Annotated in this window: 20 protein-coding genes; 12 read left to right on the plus strand and 8 right to left on the minus strand. The window is 49.4% G+C overall.

The window, feature by feature from the left end:
• Nucleotides 1–10 precede the first annotated feature (10 nt).
• A complete protein-coding gene (locus tag ACZ483_RS04725) occupies nt 11–1,222 on the plus strand; it encodes an acyl-CoA dehydratase activase-related protein (protein ID WP_464325022.1) in 1,212 nt (403 codons plus the stop codon).
• Here ACZ483_RS04725 and ACZ483_RS04730 read toward each other — a convergent pair.
• Nucleotides 1,185–2,549 (minus strand): YchF/TatD family DNA exonuclease, encoded by a 1,365-nt coding sequence (locus ACZ483_RS04730; RefSeq protein WP_464325023.1) that lies wholly within the window; start codon nt 2,547–2,549, stop codon nt 1,185–1,187. The two genes, ACZ483_RS04725 and ACZ483_RS04730, sit on opposite strands and share 38 nt — an antisense overlap.
• A gap of 104 nt (nt 2,550–2,653) precedes the next feature.
• Between ACZ483_RS04730 and ACZ483_RS04735 the strand changes: the two genes are divergently transcribed.
• From ACZ483_RS04735 to ACZ483_RS04765, 7 genes are read left to right on the plus strand one after another with little or no spacing between them, the layout of a single operon-like run.
• Nucleotides 2,654–3,841 (plus strand): TolC family protein, encoded by a 1,188-nt coding sequence (locus tag ACZ483_RS04735; protein WP_464325024.1) that lies wholly within the window; start codon nt 2,654–2,656, stop codon nt 3,839–3,841.
• Entirely contained in the window at nt 3,838–5,196 is a 1,359-nt protein-coding gene (locus ACZ483_RS04740) for an efflux RND transporter periplasmic adaptor subunit (RefSeq protein ID WP_464325025.1), read from the plus strand. The genes ACZ483_RS04735 and ACZ483_RS04740 overlap by 4 nt, the downstream gene beginning before the upstream one ends.
• 13 nt (nt 5,197–5,209) lie before the next feature.
• Nucleotides 5,210–5,584 (plus strand): DUF411 domain-containing protein, encoded by a 375-nt coding sequence (locus ACZ483_RS04745; RefSeq protein WP_464325026.1) that lies wholly within the window; start codon nt 5,210–5,212, stop codon nt 5,582–5,584.
• 12 nt (nt 5,585–5,596) lie between these two features.
• Nucleotides 5,597–6,004 (plus strand): hypothetical protein, encoded by a 408-nt coding sequence (locus ACZ483_RS04750; RefSeq protein WP_464325027.1) that lies wholly within the window; start codon nt 5,597–5,599, stop codon nt 6,002–6,004.
• Nucleotides 6,005–6,019: 15 nt separating this feature from the next.
• Nucleotides 6,020–6,196 (plus strand): hypothetical protein, encoded by a 177-nt coding sequence (locus tag ACZ483_RS04755; protein ID WP_464325028.1) that lies wholly within the window; start codon nt 6,020–6,022, stop codon nt 6,194–6,196.
• Nucleotides 6,193–6,750: a DUF2231 domain-containing protein gene (locus ACZ483_RS04760; RefSeq protein WP_464325029.1), complete on the plus strand. Its 558-nt coding sequence runs from the start codon at nt 6,193–6,195 to the stop codon at nt 6,748–6,750. The genes ACZ483_RS04755 and ACZ483_RS04760 overlap by 4 nt, the downstream gene beginning before the upstream one ends.
• Nucleotides 6,747–7,223, plus strand: coding sequence for a nitrous oxide reductase accessory protein NosL (locus tag ACZ483_RS04765; RefSeq protein ID WP_464325030.1), 477 nt, complete (start codon nt 6,747–6,749; stop codon nt 7,221–7,223). The genes ACZ483_RS04760 and ACZ483_RS04765 overlap by 4 nt, the downstream gene beginning before the upstream one ends.
• A gap of 90 nt (nt 7,224–7,313) precedes the next feature.
• Here the strand turns inward: ACZ483_RS04765 and ACZ483_RS04770 are convergent, their stop codons facing one another.
• The 6 genes from ACZ483_RS04770 to ACZ483_RS04795 are packed head-to-tail and all read right to left on the minus strand — an operon-like array spanning nt 7,314 to nt 10,943.
• On the minus strand, nt 7,314–8,465 hold the full coding sequence (locus ACZ483_RS04770; protein WP_464325031.1) for a hypothetical protein: 1,152 nt from the start codon (nt 8,463–8,465) through the stop codon (nt 7,314–7,316).
• A gap of 1 nt (nt 8,466) precedes the next feature.
• The gene (locus ACZ483_RS04775; RefSeq protein WP_464325032.1) at nt 8,467–9,366 is read right to left on the minus strand and encodes a protoglobin domain-containing protein; all 900 of its coding nucleotides are present in this window, start codon (nt 9,364–9,366) and stop codon (nt 8,467–8,469) included.
• On the minus strand, nt 9,353–9,823 hold the full coding sequence (locus tag ACZ483_RS04780) for a DUF1858 domain-containing protein (protein WP_464325033.1): 471 nt from the start codon (nt 9,821–9,823) through the stop codon (nt 9,353–9,355). Before ACZ483_RS04780 ends, ACZ483_RS04775 begins: the two co-directional genes overlap by 14 nt.
• Nucleotides 9,810–10,049 carry a metal-sulfur cluster assembly factor gene (locus tag ACZ483_RS04785; protein WP_464325034.1) on the minus strand — a complete coding sequence of 80 codons (240 nt, stop codon included), beginning with the start codon at nt 10,047–10,049 and terminating at the stop codon, nt 9,810–9,812. Before ACZ483_RS04785 ends, ACZ483_RS04780 begins: the two co-directional genes overlap by 14 nt.
• Nucleotides 10,046–10,441 carry a hypothetical protein gene (locus ACZ483_RS04790; RefSeq protein ID WP_464325035.1) on the minus strand — a complete coding sequence of 132 codons (396 nt, stop codon included), beginning with the start codon at nt 10,439–10,441 and terminating at the stop codon, nt 10,046–10,048. Before ACZ483_RS04790 ends, ACZ483_RS04785 begins: the two co-directional genes overlap by 4 nt.
• 13 nt (nt 10,442–10,454) lie before the next feature.
• The gene (locus tag ACZ483_RS04795) at nt 10,455–10,943 is read right to left on the minus strand and encodes a DUF2249 domain-containing protein (protein WP_464325036.1); all 489 of its coding nucleotides are present in this window, start codon (nt 10,941–10,943) and stop codon (nt 10,455–10,457) included.
• Nucleotides 10,944–11,129: 186 nt separating this feature from the next.
• On the opposite strand from ACZ483_RS04795, the gene nrdD reads away from it, so the two are divergent.
• Together nrdD and ACZ483_RS04805 are read left to right on the plus strand one after the other, a co-directional pair.
• Nucleotides 11,130–13,139: an anaerobic ribonucleoside-triphosphate reductase gene (nrdD, locus tag ACZ483_RS04800; protein ID WP_464325037.1), complete on the plus strand. Its 2,010-nt coding sequence runs from the start codon at nt 11,130–11,132 to the stop codon at nt 13,137–13,139.
• Nucleotides 13,130–13,744: a radical SAM protein gene (locus ACZ483_RS04805; RefSeq protein ID WP_464325038.1), complete on the plus strand. Its 615-nt coding sequence runs from the start codon at nt 13,130–13,132 to the stop codon at nt 13,742–13,744. The genes nrdD and ACZ483_RS04805 overlap by 10 nt, the downstream gene beginning before the upstream one ends.
• Here the strand turns inward: ACZ483_RS04805 and mnmL are convergent.
• Nucleotides 13,688–14,674 (minus strand): tRNA modification radical SAM protein MnmL/YtqA, encoded by a 987-nt coding sequence (gene mnmL / locus ACZ483_RS04810; protein WP_464325039.1) that lies wholly within the window; start codon nt 14,672–14,674, stop codon nt 13,688–13,690. The genes ACZ483_RS04805 and mnmL overlap by 57 nt on opposite strands.
• Before the next feature lie 92 nt (nt 14,675–14,766).
• Here mnmL and ACZ483_RS04815 point away from each other — a divergent pair, with 92 nt between their 5' ends.
• Nucleotides 14,767–15,108, plus strand: coding sequence for a c-type cytochrome (locus ACZ483_RS04815; protein ID WP_464325040.1), 342 nt, complete (start codon nt 14,767–14,769; stop codon nt 15,106–15,108).
• Between the two features lie 21 nt (nt 15,109–15,129).
• Nucleotides 15,130–17,124, plus strand: a complete 1,995-nt coding sequence (nosZ, locus tag ACZ483_RS04820; protein ID WP_464325041.1) for a Sec-dependent nitrous-oxide reductase — start codon at nt 15,130–15,132, stop codon at nt 17,122–17,124.

Raw genomic sequence — 17,124 nt, forward strand, 5'->3', positions numbered from 1 at the left:
GGTCTAAGACATGCCTCTCCTTAGCCTCTTTAAAAGAAAAACCGCCCAAGACGGTGATTTAATAAGGGATAGAAGCCATATAAGAGTCGGGATACCGAAGTTCCTTAACGTCTGGTCGACCCACCGCTTCTGGATAGGGTTTTTAAAAGCTCTCGGAATTCCCGCCAAAAATATAATTTTTAGCTCCGATACCTCAGAAGAGCAGTACAGGGAGTACGGAAAGGGAAGGATAGGGATGGACTCCTGCTATCCTGTCAAGGCTCTCGCAGGGCACATAGGCGAGCTTCTGATAACGAAGAAGATAGATATTCTCCTCGTCCCTATGATCTACTCCCTTCCTTCTTTCCTGAAAGGACACGTTATGGATACACTTTCCTGCACGCGGGTCATGATGGGTCCTGAAAACATAAAGGCGGGATTCATAAAGGAGAAAGACGAGTTCTCGGAGCTCGGGATCAAATACGTATCACCCTTCGTTAGCTTCGCCGAACCGCACCTACTCCCAAAGCAGCTCTATGAGTCCCTTAAGGAGGCTCTGGACGTAAGTTATGAGGAGGTTGAGAGGGCGGTTCAGAAGGGACTTGAGGAACTCAAGAAATTCGATAGCAAAATGAGAAAGAAAACAAGAGAGATCTTGGAGTGGTGTGCGAGGAACGATCATCCATGTATTCTGATACTTGCGAGACCTTACCACATGGATCCTGGAATAGGACATGAGATAGACGCAGAGTTCCAGAGCCTTGGATATCCTGTCGTGTGGGGTCAATATCTTCCAATTGATGAAGATCTAATGGACTGGCTCTTTGGGACGGAGGTGGAGGCGGGAATTATAAAGAGCCCCTTCGATATATCGGATGTGTGGACCTCCTCTTATAGCTCCAATACCAACGAGATAATCTGGGGCGCAAAGTTCGCGGCGAGGTTCCCTTGGATTACGGCGGTTGTGAGGCTTTCGAGCTACGAGTGCGGGATGGATCAGCCCACCTACACGCCGGTTCAGAGGATCGTTGAGCGTTCCGGAACCCTATACTTCAAGTTCGGAGATCTTGACGAGACGAGACCCTCGGGAAGCATAAAGATAAGGGTCGAGACGATAGACTACTACGTTAAAAAATACTCGCCTCAAATTATTGAGAGGAAGTTGAAGAGGTTGGAGGGGAGGAAGATGCCGGAGGGGTTCAGGGTCACCCCACCACCTCGTAATGTCTCCACTTCCACTTAGCCCCTAACTCCTCCACGAGTTTTTTAGTCCTTTCCATATCCACGCCGGGGTAGTCAACGGCGGAAACAACGACTTCAAAGCCTTCCTTCAGAGCTTCTTTTATGAACTCTATAACCTTCTCGTAAGCGTCGGGCTGGGCGGGTTTGCAGACCTCTTCGTAGGTTTCCTTATCGGGAGCATTGAGGGACACCGACCATACGTCTACGAGACCCTTGAGCTCCCTTAGCTTCTCCTTGGGAAGGAAGGTGAACATAAGTCCGTTTGTATCCACTCTGACCTTCCCGCCTTTAGACTTTACGTATTTGGCAATTTCTTTCAGAGCGGAAAATCTCAGCGTAGGTTCTCCGTATCCGCAGAAGACCACCTCCTCGTAGTAGGTGGGGTCTCCTATTTCTTTTATCACCTCCTCCACCGAGGGATCCCTGCTCGTCCAGACCCAGTATCCCTTTACCATGAAGTTTCTCTCCCTCTCCCTCTGGCAGAAGACGCAGTGGAGGTTGCACTTGTTGGTGAGGTTTATGTAGAGCTTTCCATTTATAACGTAGGTTATCGTCTCCCTCCTGCCGTTGTTCCCTATGTTCAGGATAAGCTTGGCATTCTCGGAGGTCATCCTGTCCACGTCCTCCAAGGAGGTGTTGGGAAGTAGCTCGGCGAGAACCTTAGCGGTGTGCCAGATGTAGGAAGGCTTGTTGGGTTTCCCTCGGACGGGTTGGGGAGCTAAGAAGGGAGCGTCGGTCTCTAAGAGAATTCTTGACGTAGGTGTTTTCTTAGCTACCTCACGGACGCCTTCGGCGTTCTTGTAGGTGAGAATTCCAGAGTAGGATATGTAAAAGCCTAAATCTACCGCCCTCTTCATCGTTTCGTAGCTTCCCGTGAAGCAGTGCATTATACCTCCCACTTCGTAGGCTCTCTCCTCTCTCAGTATCCTTATGGTCTCCTCTTCGGCGTCCCTCATGTGGATAACCACGGGGAGTCCAAGTTCCCTCGCGAGGGCGAGTTGCTTTCTGAAGACCTCCTCCTGCTTCTTTCTGTCCGAATAGTTCTTGTAAAAGTCAAGTCCCATCTCTCCGAGGGCTTTCACCTTCGGGTTATTCTTGGCGACCTCCCTTAGCCACTCTATATCCTCGTCGGTTACCTTATCCGCCTCGTGGGGATGGAAGCCTACGGCGCAGTAAACGTGTTCATGCTCCTGTGCTATTTTTAAGGCGTTCTTTATCGTCTTTCTGTCGTAGCCTACCGTGAGAAGATACTCTAAGCTCCTGTCCTTAACACTCTCCTCAAGGTCCTCCTTCTTCAAAAGGTCTAAATGGCAGTGGGTATCTATCATGGGGAATAAATATAGTAGTCTCTTTTCTCTGTTCAATTGATGTGAAATTAACGGGAAATGTAAATCTTGAATTAACACGGAGGCAAGTCTAACATTAAGTTCCGATGAAGTTATCCGCCTTCCTGCTAATAGTCTTTATCTTTGTGGGGATAGTTCGTGCCGATGAACTCAGTAAATTGATTGATTTCGCTCTAAAAAACAATCCGAAGCTTAAGTCCTTTTCCAACTTAAAAAGATCCTTTGATTACAGAGCAAAGTTCTCTTTAAGCCTTCCCAATCCTCAACTCTCTTTCGCTCTGAACAATATAGATACGGAGAACTACTTTCCGACAAAGAAAAATCCCATGAGCAGTTTCGGAATTTTTCTCTCTCAGAAGTACACTCTCCCCGTAAAGAGATCTAAGAGCTCCCAGATATTTCTCCAGAAGGCGGAGGAGGTGGATGTAAAGCGGGAGAGATTTGAGAAGGAGCTCATAAAGAACTTGAAGACGCTCTACTGGGACTTCTCCTACTCCTTTGAGATGGAGAGGATACTCAGGGACATAGACAGGGAGATAAGATCCCTCCTCGACATAACGGAGGAGAAGTACAGGTACGGGAAGACACTCCTGTCCGATCTGCTTCTTCTAAAGGTTGAGCTTCTTAAGGTTGAGGAGAGGCTCGCCGAAGCCCGGCGCCTTAGAGAAACTACGCTCAGGAGGATATACGCCCTCGCCGGTGGAAGTTTGGAGCTAAAGGGTTCTCCTATAGAGGCTCTTGAATTTCCCGAGAGATTCGATCCCGAGAAGAACGTAGAAGTGAAATTGATGAGGGAAAACTTAAAGACTGCCAAGAGAGAGATAGAAAGGGCGAAGGTGGAACACTACCCCGACCTTTTCCTCTCGGCAGGCTACGGGATCAGACCCGACATTCCCAACCTTATAACCTTCAGGGTTGGGGTGAGTTTGCCGGTCTGGAAGAAGAAGAGGGAAGATCTCCTCGTCCTCGAGAAGGAAGAGGTTTACAGATCCAAGCTCTTTGAACTTGAAGACGTAAAGCTCAGGGTGAAGGGAGAGTTTGAAGCTCTGATGGACTCCTACAGGATCGGCTCGGAAATTCTCTCTACGATAGAGAGGGAGATAGAGGAGAAGAAGAAGGAGATAGAAGCTCTCCTGATAGCTTACGAGTATGAAAAGACGGACGTGAGGGAGATCCTGAGGGCTTACAGGATACTCTGGTCCCTTGAGCTTGACAGGGCGAGGATAATCAAGGAGCTCAATCAGATAGTAGCTAAGGCGGAGGCGTTGCAATGAAGAGGTTTGCTTTCGGAACGATACTGCTCGCTGTTTTTGGACTTTTGCTCTCCGCGTGCGGCGGAGGAAGCTACAAGGAAGTCGTAACGATCGAACAGAAGGGTATCAAGGTTACAATCCTTTCAAGCGACGGAAAGATCAAGACGGGGAACAACAAGATAGAGGTGAGGGTTGAGCCTCCCAAGCCCCTGAAGGAGCTCTACTTCTACATGCCTCCCATGCCGGGAATGGACGAGATGAGGGACGCCGCATCCCTCCAAGAGGTGGAAGCTGGAGTTTACAGGGGATCCCTCAAGATCAGCATGGACGGACCTTGGCAGATAAGGATCGTATTTGAGGATACCATGCTCACCAAGGACGTTTTCGTTCCCCTTTCGAAGACGACCATGGCGGATGGAGGACCGGCGAGCACCGCCCACGGCGGTCATATAATGGTCAAGCCTGACAAGCTCCAGCTCCTCGGTGTAGTCACCGAACCGGTTCAGAGGAAAGATCTCATAAAGATCTTCTCGACCGTAGGGTACATAAGCTACGACCTATCGAAGATATACGACATAACTGTCAGGGCTGACGCATGGGTGGTGGACACCTACAAAAGGTTCGAAGGGGAGTACGTGAGAAAGGGAACGCCTCTGATGAAGGTTCTCAGTCCCGACATACAGATAGCCCTCGATGAACTCAAGCTCGCTCAGGAGAAGGGAGACCCGGAACTGATAAGGAAAGCCAAGGAGAAGTTAGAGTACTTGAAAATAAAGGAGATAGTCAGGTCCCCCGTTGACGGTGTGATCATAGAGCAGAGGGTATTCGAAGGAGGTTACGTCAAGGAGGGACAGACCGCCTACAGGATAGCGGACATCTCCACCGTCTGGATAATCGCCGAGATTCCCTTCAGGCAGGCGAGATACGTAAAGAAGGGAACTCCCGCACTGATAACTCCCGAGGACGATCCCGAGAACATGATAGAGGGGGAGGTGGACTACATCTTCCCGGAAGCGGATCACATGGCTAAGACCGTGAAGGTGAGGATAAGGGCTAAGAACAGGGGGATAGCTCTGAAACCAAACGCCTTGGTGGATGTACTCTTTGAAGTTCCCATCGGTGAAGTTCTCGCTGTTCCCGAAACCGCTGTTGTGGATACAGGAAAAAGAACACTCGTCTTCGTGGAGATGGAGCCGGGTATGTACATGCCGGTAAACGTGAAACTCGGGAAGAAGGCGGAGGGTTTTTATGAGGTAAAGCATGGTCTTAAGGAGGGGCAGAAGGTAGTGGTTAAGGGAACGTTCCTCCTTGATTCGGAGGCGCAGATAAGGGGTCTCTACGGTCAGCAAGGCGGAGGAGGACATCATCACCACTGAAGGAGGTGCGATCATGAAGGGGATTTTGGCTCTCTTAACTTTGGCGATACTTGGATTCTCCTTCGGAAGGGAGATAACTGCCTTCTACAATCCCAACTGTGGCTGTTGTCATAAATACTTTAAAAGTCTTGAGGAAAAGGGATACGTGATAAACCGGGTTGAGGTCAAGCCCGACGAACTCTTCAAGAAGAAGGATGAACTCGGCGTTCCCGTAAACAAACGCTCCTGTCACACGATGGTGATCGGAGATAGGTTCATAGAAGGACACGTTCCGGTGGAAGGTATAGAGGCGCTACTTAAGGAAAAGAACGCCAAGGGCGTTTACTCTCCTCACGGTACACTCAGCGGTTGGGGTGCGGAGGAGAAGGTTTACGAAATTATCAGATAAAGGAGGTGCATTATGAAGAAGCTACTCTTAGCAACTGCAGCGGTACTCACGCTCTCGGGAGCTGGGTTCCCCCAGATGATGGGAGGCATGATGATGGGCGGACAAGGAGGGATGATGGGTCAGCCCTTCTATCCTTACATGATGATGCCTATGATGCCAATGATGCACGGAATGATGGGTATGGGTGGAATGGGAATGATGCCCATGATGGGAATGGGTATGATGCAGGATCCCGAGACCATGAAGATAGTCCGTGAGCACATGATGAAGTGCAGGAAGGAGCTCATGCAGAAACTTGCCAAGAGACCCTCTACGGCGGAGAGGATGCTCCGCATGATGACGATGCACCCGGAAGCCTTCAGGGAAGCTCTAAAAAAGAACCCTGAGCTGAAGAATAAGCTGAAAGAACTTCTTAAGTGAATTGGAGGATTAATTATGATGGGGCAAGGTCCTTCAAAAGAAATGATGGATCAGATGTTCGGTATGATGACAAGCGATCCTGAAATGAGGAAGATGATGGCTGAGCGGATGCTAAAAATGCTTACTGCGCATCCAGATGAGTTCAAACGGATCTTTGAACTCAAAAAGAAACTACAGGAGCTTCTGAGATGAGAGGGTTTATAATAATCTCCTGCGCGCCTCTTCTCTTTTTCCTTTTTTCTTTTTCCCACGAGAGGGAGGCTGTTCGCGAAGCACCGGAACCTTCAGCTGTTCAGGAGAAGGTGGTTTACCCAGAGGTTGTGAAGCTGCACCCTCCTGTAGTTCACTTCGCCATAGCTCTTCCTCTTTTCGCCCTCCTCCTGGAGGGCTTTTATCATCTGAGGGGCAGGAAACCTGACGACATCGAATTCCTCACGCTTCTGTTAGCTTCTGGTGCCGTGGTGGGTGCAGCGGTAACAGGATATGTAGCTCACGAGAGTATGGAGAATCTCCCTATAAGTCCTCAGGCTCTCGAGCTTCTTCACACTCACGAGACCTTAGGTATAGCCCTCGCAGGGCTATTCTCTCTGATCCTGTTGCTTAGACTTGTTTACGCCTTTAAGCCTGTTCCTGTAATTCACCATATTTATGTTCTACTCTTGCTCACCGGCGTAGCCGGTCTTTTGTATCAGGGAAACCTCGGAGGAAAGCTCGTTTACGATTTCGGACTGGGGGTGTCAGGATGAGAAAGCTCGCGTTCTTTTTAGGACTGCTTACCGCTTTTTTCGTTTTTTCCTTCGCTCAACCTAAGGATCCTCCCAAAGGAACAAGGTGTGTGGTCTGCGGTATGGACGTGAACATGATGCCGAAGTTCACCTCTCAGCTGAAGCTCAAAGATGGAAAGTACGTATATACCGAGTCTCCCAAGCATGCGATCCAGTACTACCTTAAGAACAAGGACAGGGTTTCAGAGCTTTGGGTGAGGGACTTCTCTAATGGGAAGTGGATAGACGGCAGACGTGCTTACTATGTTCCCGTCGATGAAGGTCCTATGGGTCCGGACGTGGTGGCTTTCAGGAGCCTTGTGAAGGCTAAGAAGTTCGCAAAGGGTAAGAAGGTCTTCAAATTCAGGGACATAGACGCCGAGTTTCTCAAGCACTTGGACATGGGGCACGGAGGGATGAAGATGGATCACAAAGGAATGAAGCACATGCACTGAAGGAGGTCGGATATGATGGACTGGGGAATGCACGGGTGGGGAGCGGGGCTTTTGTGGGTTCTCGTTATCCTCTTCCTTATCCTCGGAATCTTAGCCTTTGCCAAATACCTGCTTAAGGGTTAAAGGAAAGGATCGAAGCAGGAAGTAACCTATTCCTGCTGTGTAAGTGATGGCGAAGAACCACTGGACGAATGGCTTTAAGTAAGAGGATAGAAGGAGACCGAGGAGGGAAGGGATAAGTACAAGGAGGGATATTTCAAGAACTCTTTCCGGCAGGAGCTCCTTAAGGGTCGGTACTTTTCCCTTTCCCATCTTTGGAGCGTACACCTTCCACCAGAGCATGAAGGGGATTATGTGGTAGGCAGCTCCGAGGGTGAGGATAGGAAAGAAACCGAAGAGGAGTCCGTCGGTGTGGAGGTTGAGGAGTCCGAAATCCCGAGATCCGGCTGAGAGTATACCGACGCTTAGAGAAAAGGCGAGAATAAATAGGCTAAGGAGAAAAGCCTTTACGGAGGGGTCAAGACCTTTCAGGGGGCTCTTTTTCTGAGAGAGGGTTCTGTAGAGGGTAAAGGAGAGGATAAGGACGGAGGTGAGAACTAACATTCCGGAGACGTATATGTGGCTGAAGCTCATCCTCGACCAGCTGATCAGAAAGTCGATCGTGAACACTGTATGAAAAGCCAAGTGTATCCAGAGGTAATCTGAGAAGGCGAGGCTCTCCAACTGGAGCATCGGGAGGAGCATGTAGAGGCTACCGAAGGCGATCGTGAGGAAGAAGCCGACAGCTAAGGTGTGCTTTATCAGGAAGGGGTTGGGATACTCGGTCAGGATAAGGAAGGAGGCGAAGAGGTAAAAGGTAGATCCGACCAGAAAGAAGAGCTGAACCTGTCCGCTGTATCTCCTCGTGTTTAGGAGAAGGAAGAGAGCAAAGGTCAGAGCGGAAAGGAAATAAACCTCCCCGAACCTGAAGCCGAAGAGGTAGAGGAAAAGGGAAGCCGAGAGAAGAATGAAGTGAAGGTAAACGAGGAAGGAGAACTTTACAGGGATACTCTGGAGCGTCGGATACATCTGGAACAGGGTTCCTATAACCACGGAGGGGATCGAGAAGTAAAGAATGGAGGTGCTGTAGTCTCCCAGGGAAAGGAGTTTTTGAAGCAGCGACAGGAGCAGTATAAGGAGACCGAGGTGGATATAGATCGGTGTTATCCTCAAAAAGGTTGTCCTTTCAGAGATCTCTATCATCTCAGCTCTTAGCCTCTACCTTGTAGATGAGCCAAAAGACCACACCGAGGGATAGGGTTATCAGGGAGAGCGTTATGAGCTCCTGGACTTTCTCGGGTGAGAGGGAGACGATCAGGACCTTTCTTATCACGGCGGCGAGGGCTACACCTACAAAGACCTTGAGGCTGATCGCTGCTCCCCTGACGTGCTTTATCTCCTCTCCCAAGAGCTCGGAGACCGCGTAGAGTATGAGAGCTGAACCGAGAACGCTGAGACCACCTCTCTCTAAGGGAAGTTCTCCTATAAGTACAAGCCACAGCTCATAGCCTATCCATACTATTAGGAATATCCCCACGATGGTGAGGGTCATTATCAGGAAGATGTCGAAGAACCACGAAACCTTCCTAATACTCTCTATCAGTATCTTCTGATACCTTCCTGCGGCGAGGTATCTCTTCAGCTCCTCTTCCCTGAAGGAGTTGACCATGACGTCGAGGTTGAGGTCGAGAGCCTTGTTTATAGAGGTCATTATCTTGTCCCTTTCGGGCGTACAACCGAGCTCCTCCGTAAGTCTATCGTATATGTAGTTTCTTACGAAGTTCATGGAAGCCTGAACGTAGTGGGGAGGAAGTCCGATCCTGTAGTGAACCTCTCCTATCCTGTAGAGCTTCCTCAAATACTGGGCGTCGTAGTGGGAAGTGAAGAGCTCCCTGAACCAGTTCTTTACCTTCTCCTTGTGCCTCTTCCTCGTCTCTTCGTCGGGCAAGAACTCGCTCGTGTCCTTGAAGTTCTCGAGATAACTGTAAAAGCTCTCTATGAAACTCTCCGCATACCTATCTCCGAGCCATGATACCTTTCTAAGGTTCGCCTCATCTCTCTCTGACCATCCGTAGTGAACCTTGAGCTCTTCAATCGTTTCCACCGATCGCCCTCCTTATCTCTTCGAGCATCTCCTTGAACCTCTCGTCGGACATCCTCCTTATCCTCTTAGCCTGACCGAGGGTGACGGTGTAGGGAAGTATCCTTCTGAGTAAGGGGTTCTTAAGAGGCGTAAAACCGTACTTTATAAGAATGTCGAGGGTCTGGGGATATCTGTCTATCAACTTTCCGACGTTGGTGTTTTCGTCTATTTTGAAAGCCTCCTCCTCTTTAGATTCTACCTTTCCCTTATCTCCCCTCCATATCCTCAGGAGGTATCCTTCGGGAGTCTCCTTGAGCTCGTAAGAGTAGCCGAGTTCTTCCAGCCTTGGAAGGAAGTGGGTGAAGGGCCTCGATCCGAGGACCTCTAAGGTTTCTCCCTCTCCGAGCTCTTCAAGAGCCTTCGCTATCCTTATCATCGGCTGGGGAGGTTCCAAATCCCTCACATCAAGAAAGGGCATCCTCAAGCTCCACCTCTATTTTCTTAAAGCCGGCGTCCTTTAGTTTCTCCCTCACCGCGTTTACAAGGTAGTCGGTTATAGGGCAGAAGGGACTCGTGGGCTTCAGGGAAACGTAAACCTCCTCCTCATCCGCCTCAACATGCTGAACGACTCCCATGTCCACGAGGTTCATTCCCGTGTGGGGATCTATGACCTCCTTTAAGACTTCAAGAGCCCTGTTTCTCATCTCCAATCCCTAAAAAGCTTATGACACGCCATACAACCCCTCACCACTTCCGTGTATTTCTGAAAGGCTTCCTCCTTCTTTCCTTCCCTTACCAGTCTAATTATATCCCGTGAGCCTCCGTGTACTGTTTTTTCGAAGGAAGCCATTAACCTTTTGAATTCTTCCCTCTTCGAAGGGTCTATGTAAAGTAAGGGTCCCCCTTTCGGTTTTGGGTGATTCGCTATCTCCTTCGCTCCCTGGATTATCATCTCTTCGTTGTTCAGCAGGAAGCCTTCAAGGATCTTGAGGGTGGAAACTTTAACAAGCTGCATAACATCTCGTAGGGTAAGTCCATCCGAAGCGAACGTTGATAGGACAAAAATCAAGAGCCCTGTTCCGACAAGCTTTCTCATCTCTTACCTCCCGTCATCCTATCCTCCCTACGTTCACCTCCCAGTAATCCCCCTCTCCCTTTACGTAGAACCATGAAACCTTTCCCGGAAAGAACATGTTCATCTGAAAGTAAAGAGGTAACGGATCGTGATCGTTTATTATGTTGAAGGATCTCCCTTCCTTCAGTTCCCTGAACTTCTCGATCACCAGAGCGTGCCTTTTGTAGGGTTCGAGTTGACGCAGATCTATCGTTTCAAGCTTTCCCCTACCGGGCATTTCCTTACCTACCACCACAATGGTACTTTCTTCCTCAGGGAAGAAACCGAAGAGCTCTCCCCTCTTCACAAATCCTGAAGCGGGGGCCTCCACATTCCCTGTGCTCTGACCTTTTATAAACCTTCCCTTGCCTGAGAGAAGGATGATGAACCTGTCGTAAGGCAGAGCTGAAGGAAGGTAATTGTCCTCTTTTAAGTTAAGAATTTCAACCTTAAGGTTTTTTCCGGGGAAATCCATACTCTCCATAATCACCTCCTGAGTAAACGTTTGTTTATTCAGCTCTTAAAACAATGATGTGGCTCATGATTGTAAGCACAAGCCTATTCAAGGACTTAGGCAGAATCACTTAAGTTCCTGAAAGGTCTATCAATTCAAATATTGAAAAAATGACCGAATATTCTAAAATAGACCGAAAGCGAAGGAGGGAAAGGTATGGTCAAAGAGGAAGTTCTCAACATAATCGATCAGTATCTTCTATCTGCAGACATAGCCAAACACAATGCAAACTTAGTCTACTCCCTACCGGCTCTCGCCAACATACTTTCAGGAGAGGTAATGAAGGAGTACATGCTCAGGAGGATACTGAGCGAAGAGGAGAGGTTGATGCACGAGGAGGGATGGTGGTATCAGCATCAGCTCTCTCTTTTAGGACCTTACTGCATAGGCTTCTCGGCGAGGGACATCGCCTTGAACGGTCTTACGGCGAACACGAGGGTCATGCCCCGCTCGAGACCACCCAAGAGGCTCAGGAACCTTCTGGATCAGTGCGCCAACTTCATCTGCCTCATATCCCAGGAGGTCGCCGGTGCTGTGGCTCTCAACGATCTGATAACGATAGCGAGTTCCTACGTCTGGTACGAAGAAAGATTTAAAGGGAGGGTTTACTCTCAGGACGAGATAGCCCACGCCTTCCAGAGCTTTCTCTACAATATAAACCTGCCCTTCAGGAGTGGAAACAGTCCCTTCACCAACGTAACCTTAGAGTTCGGTAAACCGGCTCCTTCCTTAGAAGAGGAGTTCATAGTAGTCGGCGGAAAGGTTTTAGAGCACAAGTACAACGAGATACCACAGGAGATATACGATAAGGTAGCTCTCGGCTTCCTCCAGGCGATGTGGGAGGGGGATGCTGACGGGAGACCCTGGACCTTCCCACTCATAACCGTTCAGATAACCGACAACTTCAACTTCGAAGATCCCGTATTCATGAAGTTCCTCGAGAACTTGGACAAGCACGGGGGCGCTTACTTTGAGAACTTTCTAAGTAAACCCTTCGTCGAGAGAGGTTTGGAGCCACGTAACCCTTACCTTCAAAGGAGTTTCTGCTGCCGCTTTCAGGTAGATATAGGGGAGGTTCTCAGGGTATCCAACACGGGTTCGGTCTTCGGTAACGCCTCGGGAGTCGGCTCGATCGGAGTTATCTCCATCAACTTCAACAGGCTTGGTTGGATACACAGGGGCAACAGGGAGAGACTCTTCGAACACCTCTACGACATCCTTCAGAAGGCGAGGAGCGTGCTAAACAAGAAGAGAGAGTTCATAGACTCCCACAGGGAGCTCTACCCCACCTTTTTCTACTACATGAAAGATCTTTCTACACTTTTCAACACCATCTCACTCCAGGGTGGTCACGAGGGTTTGATAAACTTCGGTTTTGTAACCTACGATGGGAAGGGCAACCTCGTTGAGGAAGAGTCGGGGCTCTTCCATCCAGAGGGACTCGCCTTCGCACGGGAGGTGGCGGACTTTATCCTCAGAACCCTCGAAGACTTCATGAGGGAGGACGGAGTTCCCTGGAACTTCGAGTACGCTCCGGGGGAAACTGCGGGACCAAAGCTCGCCCAGAAGGACTTGGAGTTCTTCAAAGCGGTATCCGAAGGGAGAACAGAAAGCTACAAACTTTACAGGAAATATTGGGAGGGGAAAATCAACGGTGTTTCTCCTTTCGTCAAGGGGAGCACGGAGGGTTCTGGAGTATTCCTAACCGCCGGCTTCCAGCCACCCTACGACGGATCTTCCCTAACAAAACAGCTCGAGGTTTCCTCCCACACCCAGAGGTTCGCTACAGGAGGCAGTATACAGCATATATTCCTAAACGAGAAACCCTCAGCAGAAGCCTTGAGAGACTTTGTGAGAAGAATCTTCGAGAGGATGCCGATAATTTACATAACCCTGACACCTACCCTGAGCGTCTGCAACTCCTGTGAGGAGAAGATCGTGGGTGAGTGGTTCACCTGCCCCTCCTGCGGTTCGGAGGATACGATCGTTTATTCGAGGGTTATAGGCTATTACAGACCTGTGGCGAGGAAAGTCAAAAAAGTAGACAGAGAGAGATTCATCTACGAAGGGGAGGAGAATTACTGGCAGGGAGGAAGGAGGGCGGACTGGGTCACGCGGAAGAAGGTGGATTCCGTGGAACTGATGGAGGTGTCGAGGTGGGACTGAGTTTCGCCTCCTTTACCTACTCCTCGAAGGACGTTCCTGGCAGGTGGAGCCTCGTTATCTTCCTCCCCTTCTGTAACCTTAGGTGTAGGCACTGCCACAACTGGAAGCTAGTCCTTGGAAAGGAGCCCTGTACGCTCTCCGAGGATAAAATCCTTTACGAGATCTCCAAAAACCCTTTCATCGACACCCTCGTCATATCCGGAGGGGAGCCCACAGTTCACGAGGTGAAGGCTATCAAAAACTTTGTCCTTAAGGTTAAGAAAGAAACACCTTCCTTGAAGGTGAGGATCGACACCAACGGTTCAAATCCAGAGGTGATAAGGGATCTCAGGGAAGTGGTGGACGGCTTCGCCGTTGACATAAAGTCTCCTCTCCAAAGAAAAGATCTTTATCAATACACCACTGGATCGAACGTAGACACTATAAGGATTTTGGAAAGTGTAGAGATAGCAGATGGTATGCCCCTGACCATCTACAGGACACCGTGGTACCCGTGGCTAACTAAGGAAGAGATAGATGAGATAAGGAAATTTACTGATAAGCTAAGCTCACCTTGGTTTCTCAACGAGTTCTTTGAAGTTCCCGAATGCCCCTTCAATCGCTGAAATGCTCCTTACGAAAGGCTCCTTCGCCCCCTGCCCGCTTTCTCTCCTTTTTAACTCCTCCTCAATCCTTCTTATGACTTCGAGCTTCCTCTCGTAGGTGCAGTAATCCGGTGCCAAGAGGGCGGGTTTTTTTGCCTCTGCAGTTAGTCTGTGAACTACAACGTTTTCAGGTATTAACTCCAACATGTCAGCAGCGTATCTAACGTACTCTTCAAGCTCTAAAGGTCTGAATTCTCCTCTCCTGTAAATCTTAGCCAGAGCTGTATTCCTCATGACATATATGGGATGGATCTTTATTCCATCGACGGGAAGGGAGGCTATCAGCTTTGCGGTCTCCAAGAAGTCTTCTTTACCTTCTCCCGGCAGGCCGACGATCGTGTGAACGCAGACCTTGAGTCCGTACCTTTTAGCTCTGAGGACCGCATCGATGAGATCGGATACTCCGTGTCCCCTGTTTATTCCCTTCAAGGTCTCGAAGTTGGCCGACTGTAAACCGAACTCGATCCAGACCTCAAGACCTTTATTCCTATAAGAGGATAGGAGTTCTAAAATTTCGTTTGGTGCGCAGTCAGGTCTCGTGCCCACGTCTATTCCGACCACATCTTCGAACTCCAAGGCGGTGTCGTATATCCTTTTAAGATCCTTCACCTCTCCGTAAGTGTTCGTGTAGGACTGGAAGTATATTAAAAAGCCTGTCTTCCTGCCGTACCTATCCTTAGCCCTCCTTATACCTTCCTCTATCTGCTTCCTGAGAGGAGTCCAGGGCTCCAAGTGATCCGGTCTCGATCCTTTATAGCAGTAAGAGCACCCTCCACGTCCCTTAGCTCCGTCTATGTTGGGACATGTGAAGGGCAGAGCTACAGGTATCTTCTGAACTCTCCTGCCGAACCTCTCCTTGGCATAAAACCGGAAGAAGTTTATCCCTCTCATTCCTGTTATTTATGACTAACTAATCAAGTATTGACAATATCTGATTATCATCATAAAATAAACACTAAGGAATTCTTATGGAGGTATAAGACATGCAAATATCGCTAATTTCTAAAATTCTTATCATCCTCACCGCAACAGCCTTCGCTCAGGATGCCCCTTCACTTCTTAAGAGTAAGGGGTGCTATTCCTGCCACGACGTGGAGAAGAGCAAGGTGGGACCTCCGTACAGGGTGATCGCCAAAGAGTATAAGGGAAAACCCGATGCGATCAAGGTCCTCGTCCAGAGCATAACTGGAGGTAGCGTGGGTAAGTGGCAGGGGCTGGCGAGTAAGTACGGGATAAAGATCACAGCCTTCTACATGCCGAGGCAACCCGTTTCCAAGGAGGAGGCTGAAAAGATAGCCAAATGGATTTTGAGCCTTGAGAAGTAATCTCGAGAGGAGGTGATAGATATGAAGGGAGGAAGTTTGAAAAAGGTAGCTCTGGCGGTTATGGCGCTGGCCGGTATCGGAGCGGTCTTTTCCCAAACCAAGCACATGAGCAAGGAATGGGAAGAAGCGGCGAAGAGAACTTACGTCCCGCCGGGACAGCACGATGAGTTTTACGTTTTCTTCTCGGGAGGATTCAACGGACAGGTGGGAGTTCACGGTGTGCCTTCGGGCAGGAACCTGAGGATGATACCCGTGTTCTCGGTAAACCCTGAAAACGGTTACGGATACTCTGAAGAAACGAAAGCCCTCTTGATGACATCCCATGGTTTTATACCCTGGGACGACTCTCACCACCCGGAGCTATCCCAGACAAACGGCGTTCCGGACGGAAGGTGGTTGTTTATAAACGCCAACAACACGCCGAGGGTTGCAAGGATAGACCTTTCCGAGTTCAGGACCGTTGAGATAATAGAAATACCCAACTCGGCGGGCAACCATCCATCCTCATTTATAACTCAAAACACAGAGTACGTCGTTGCGGGAACGAGGTTCAGCGTGCCGATACCCCAGAAGGATTATCCTATAGCCCAGTATAAGAAGTGGGCAAAGGGCACCATCACTTTCATAAAGGTGGACAACTCTAAGGGCGAGAAGAACGACAGGATGGACATCGCCTTCCAGCTCTTGGTGCCGGGATTCGATTACGACCTCGCCCACTGCGGAAAGAAGAAGTCCCATGGATGGTGTTTCTTCACCAGCTACAATACGGAACAGGCACACACACTGCTTGAAATAAACGCCTCCAAGAAGGATAAGGACTTTATCCTCGCTGTAAACTGGAAGAGGGCGGAACAGTGTCTCGCCGAGGGCAAGGGTAAGAAGATGAAAACCCTTTACTACCACAACTACGTAGATCCTAAAACCGGAATAGCTAAATCCGAGAAGAAGACGAGCGTTACCGTGCTTCTCCCTAAGGACTGTCCTGGAGTGGCCTACTACCTGCCGACTCCCAAGTCTCCTCACGGAGTTGACGTCTCACCCGACGGTGAGTACATAATCGGAGGTGGTAAGCTCTCGGTGAACCAGCCGATACACTCCTTCTCTAAGATGATCAACGCCATTAAGAACAAGGAGTTTGCTGGAGAGATAGAGGGTATCCCCGTGCTCAAGTATGAAGCCGTAAATCACTGTGAGGTCAAGAACATCTGTCTTGGACCGCTTCACACCGAGTTCGACGACAAGGGCTACGCCTACGTTTCCTGCTTTATCTCCTCCGAGGTAGTGAAATACGATCCCAAAGCCTGTAAGGTTCTGGACAGGATTCCTGTCTACTACTCCATAGGACACTTAGTGATACCGGGAGGTGATTCGGCAAAACCCTGGGGTAAGTACCTGATAGCTATGAACAAGATCACAAAGGACAGGTATCTGCCCACCGGTCCAGAGCTACCCCACGCCGCCCAACTAATAGATATAACCGGTAAAAAGATGAAGATGCTCCTCGATTTCCCCACCCACGGAGAACCCCACTACGCTCAGATGATACCTGCCGAGCTCGTTACGAAGCACCAGAAAAAGATCTACGAACTTGAAAAGAACGAGCATCCTTACGCTGTTAAGTCTGAAGACGAAGCCATCCAGAAGGGAGTTGTTAGAAAGGGCAACGAAGTTCACATCTACATGACCGCTATAAGATCCCACTTTACTCCCGACAACATAGAGGGTATAAAAGTAGGAGACACGGTCTACTTCCACGTAACAAACCTCGAGCAGGACTGGGACATTCCCCACGGCTTTGCCATGTTTGGGGCTAAAAACGCCAACATCCTCATAATGCCCGGTGAGACGCTGACCCTCAAGTGGAAGCCCGAAAAGCCCGGCGTTTATCCCTTCTACTGCACAGATTTCTGCTCAGCCCTCCACCAGGAGATGCAAGGATACGTCAGGGTCTCCCCTAAGAACGCTAATGTAAAGCTCTGCTGGGGTACCGGCGACAAAAGGAAGTGTGCAGACTGA

Source organism: Hydrogenivirga okinawensis (assembly GCF_055385515.1).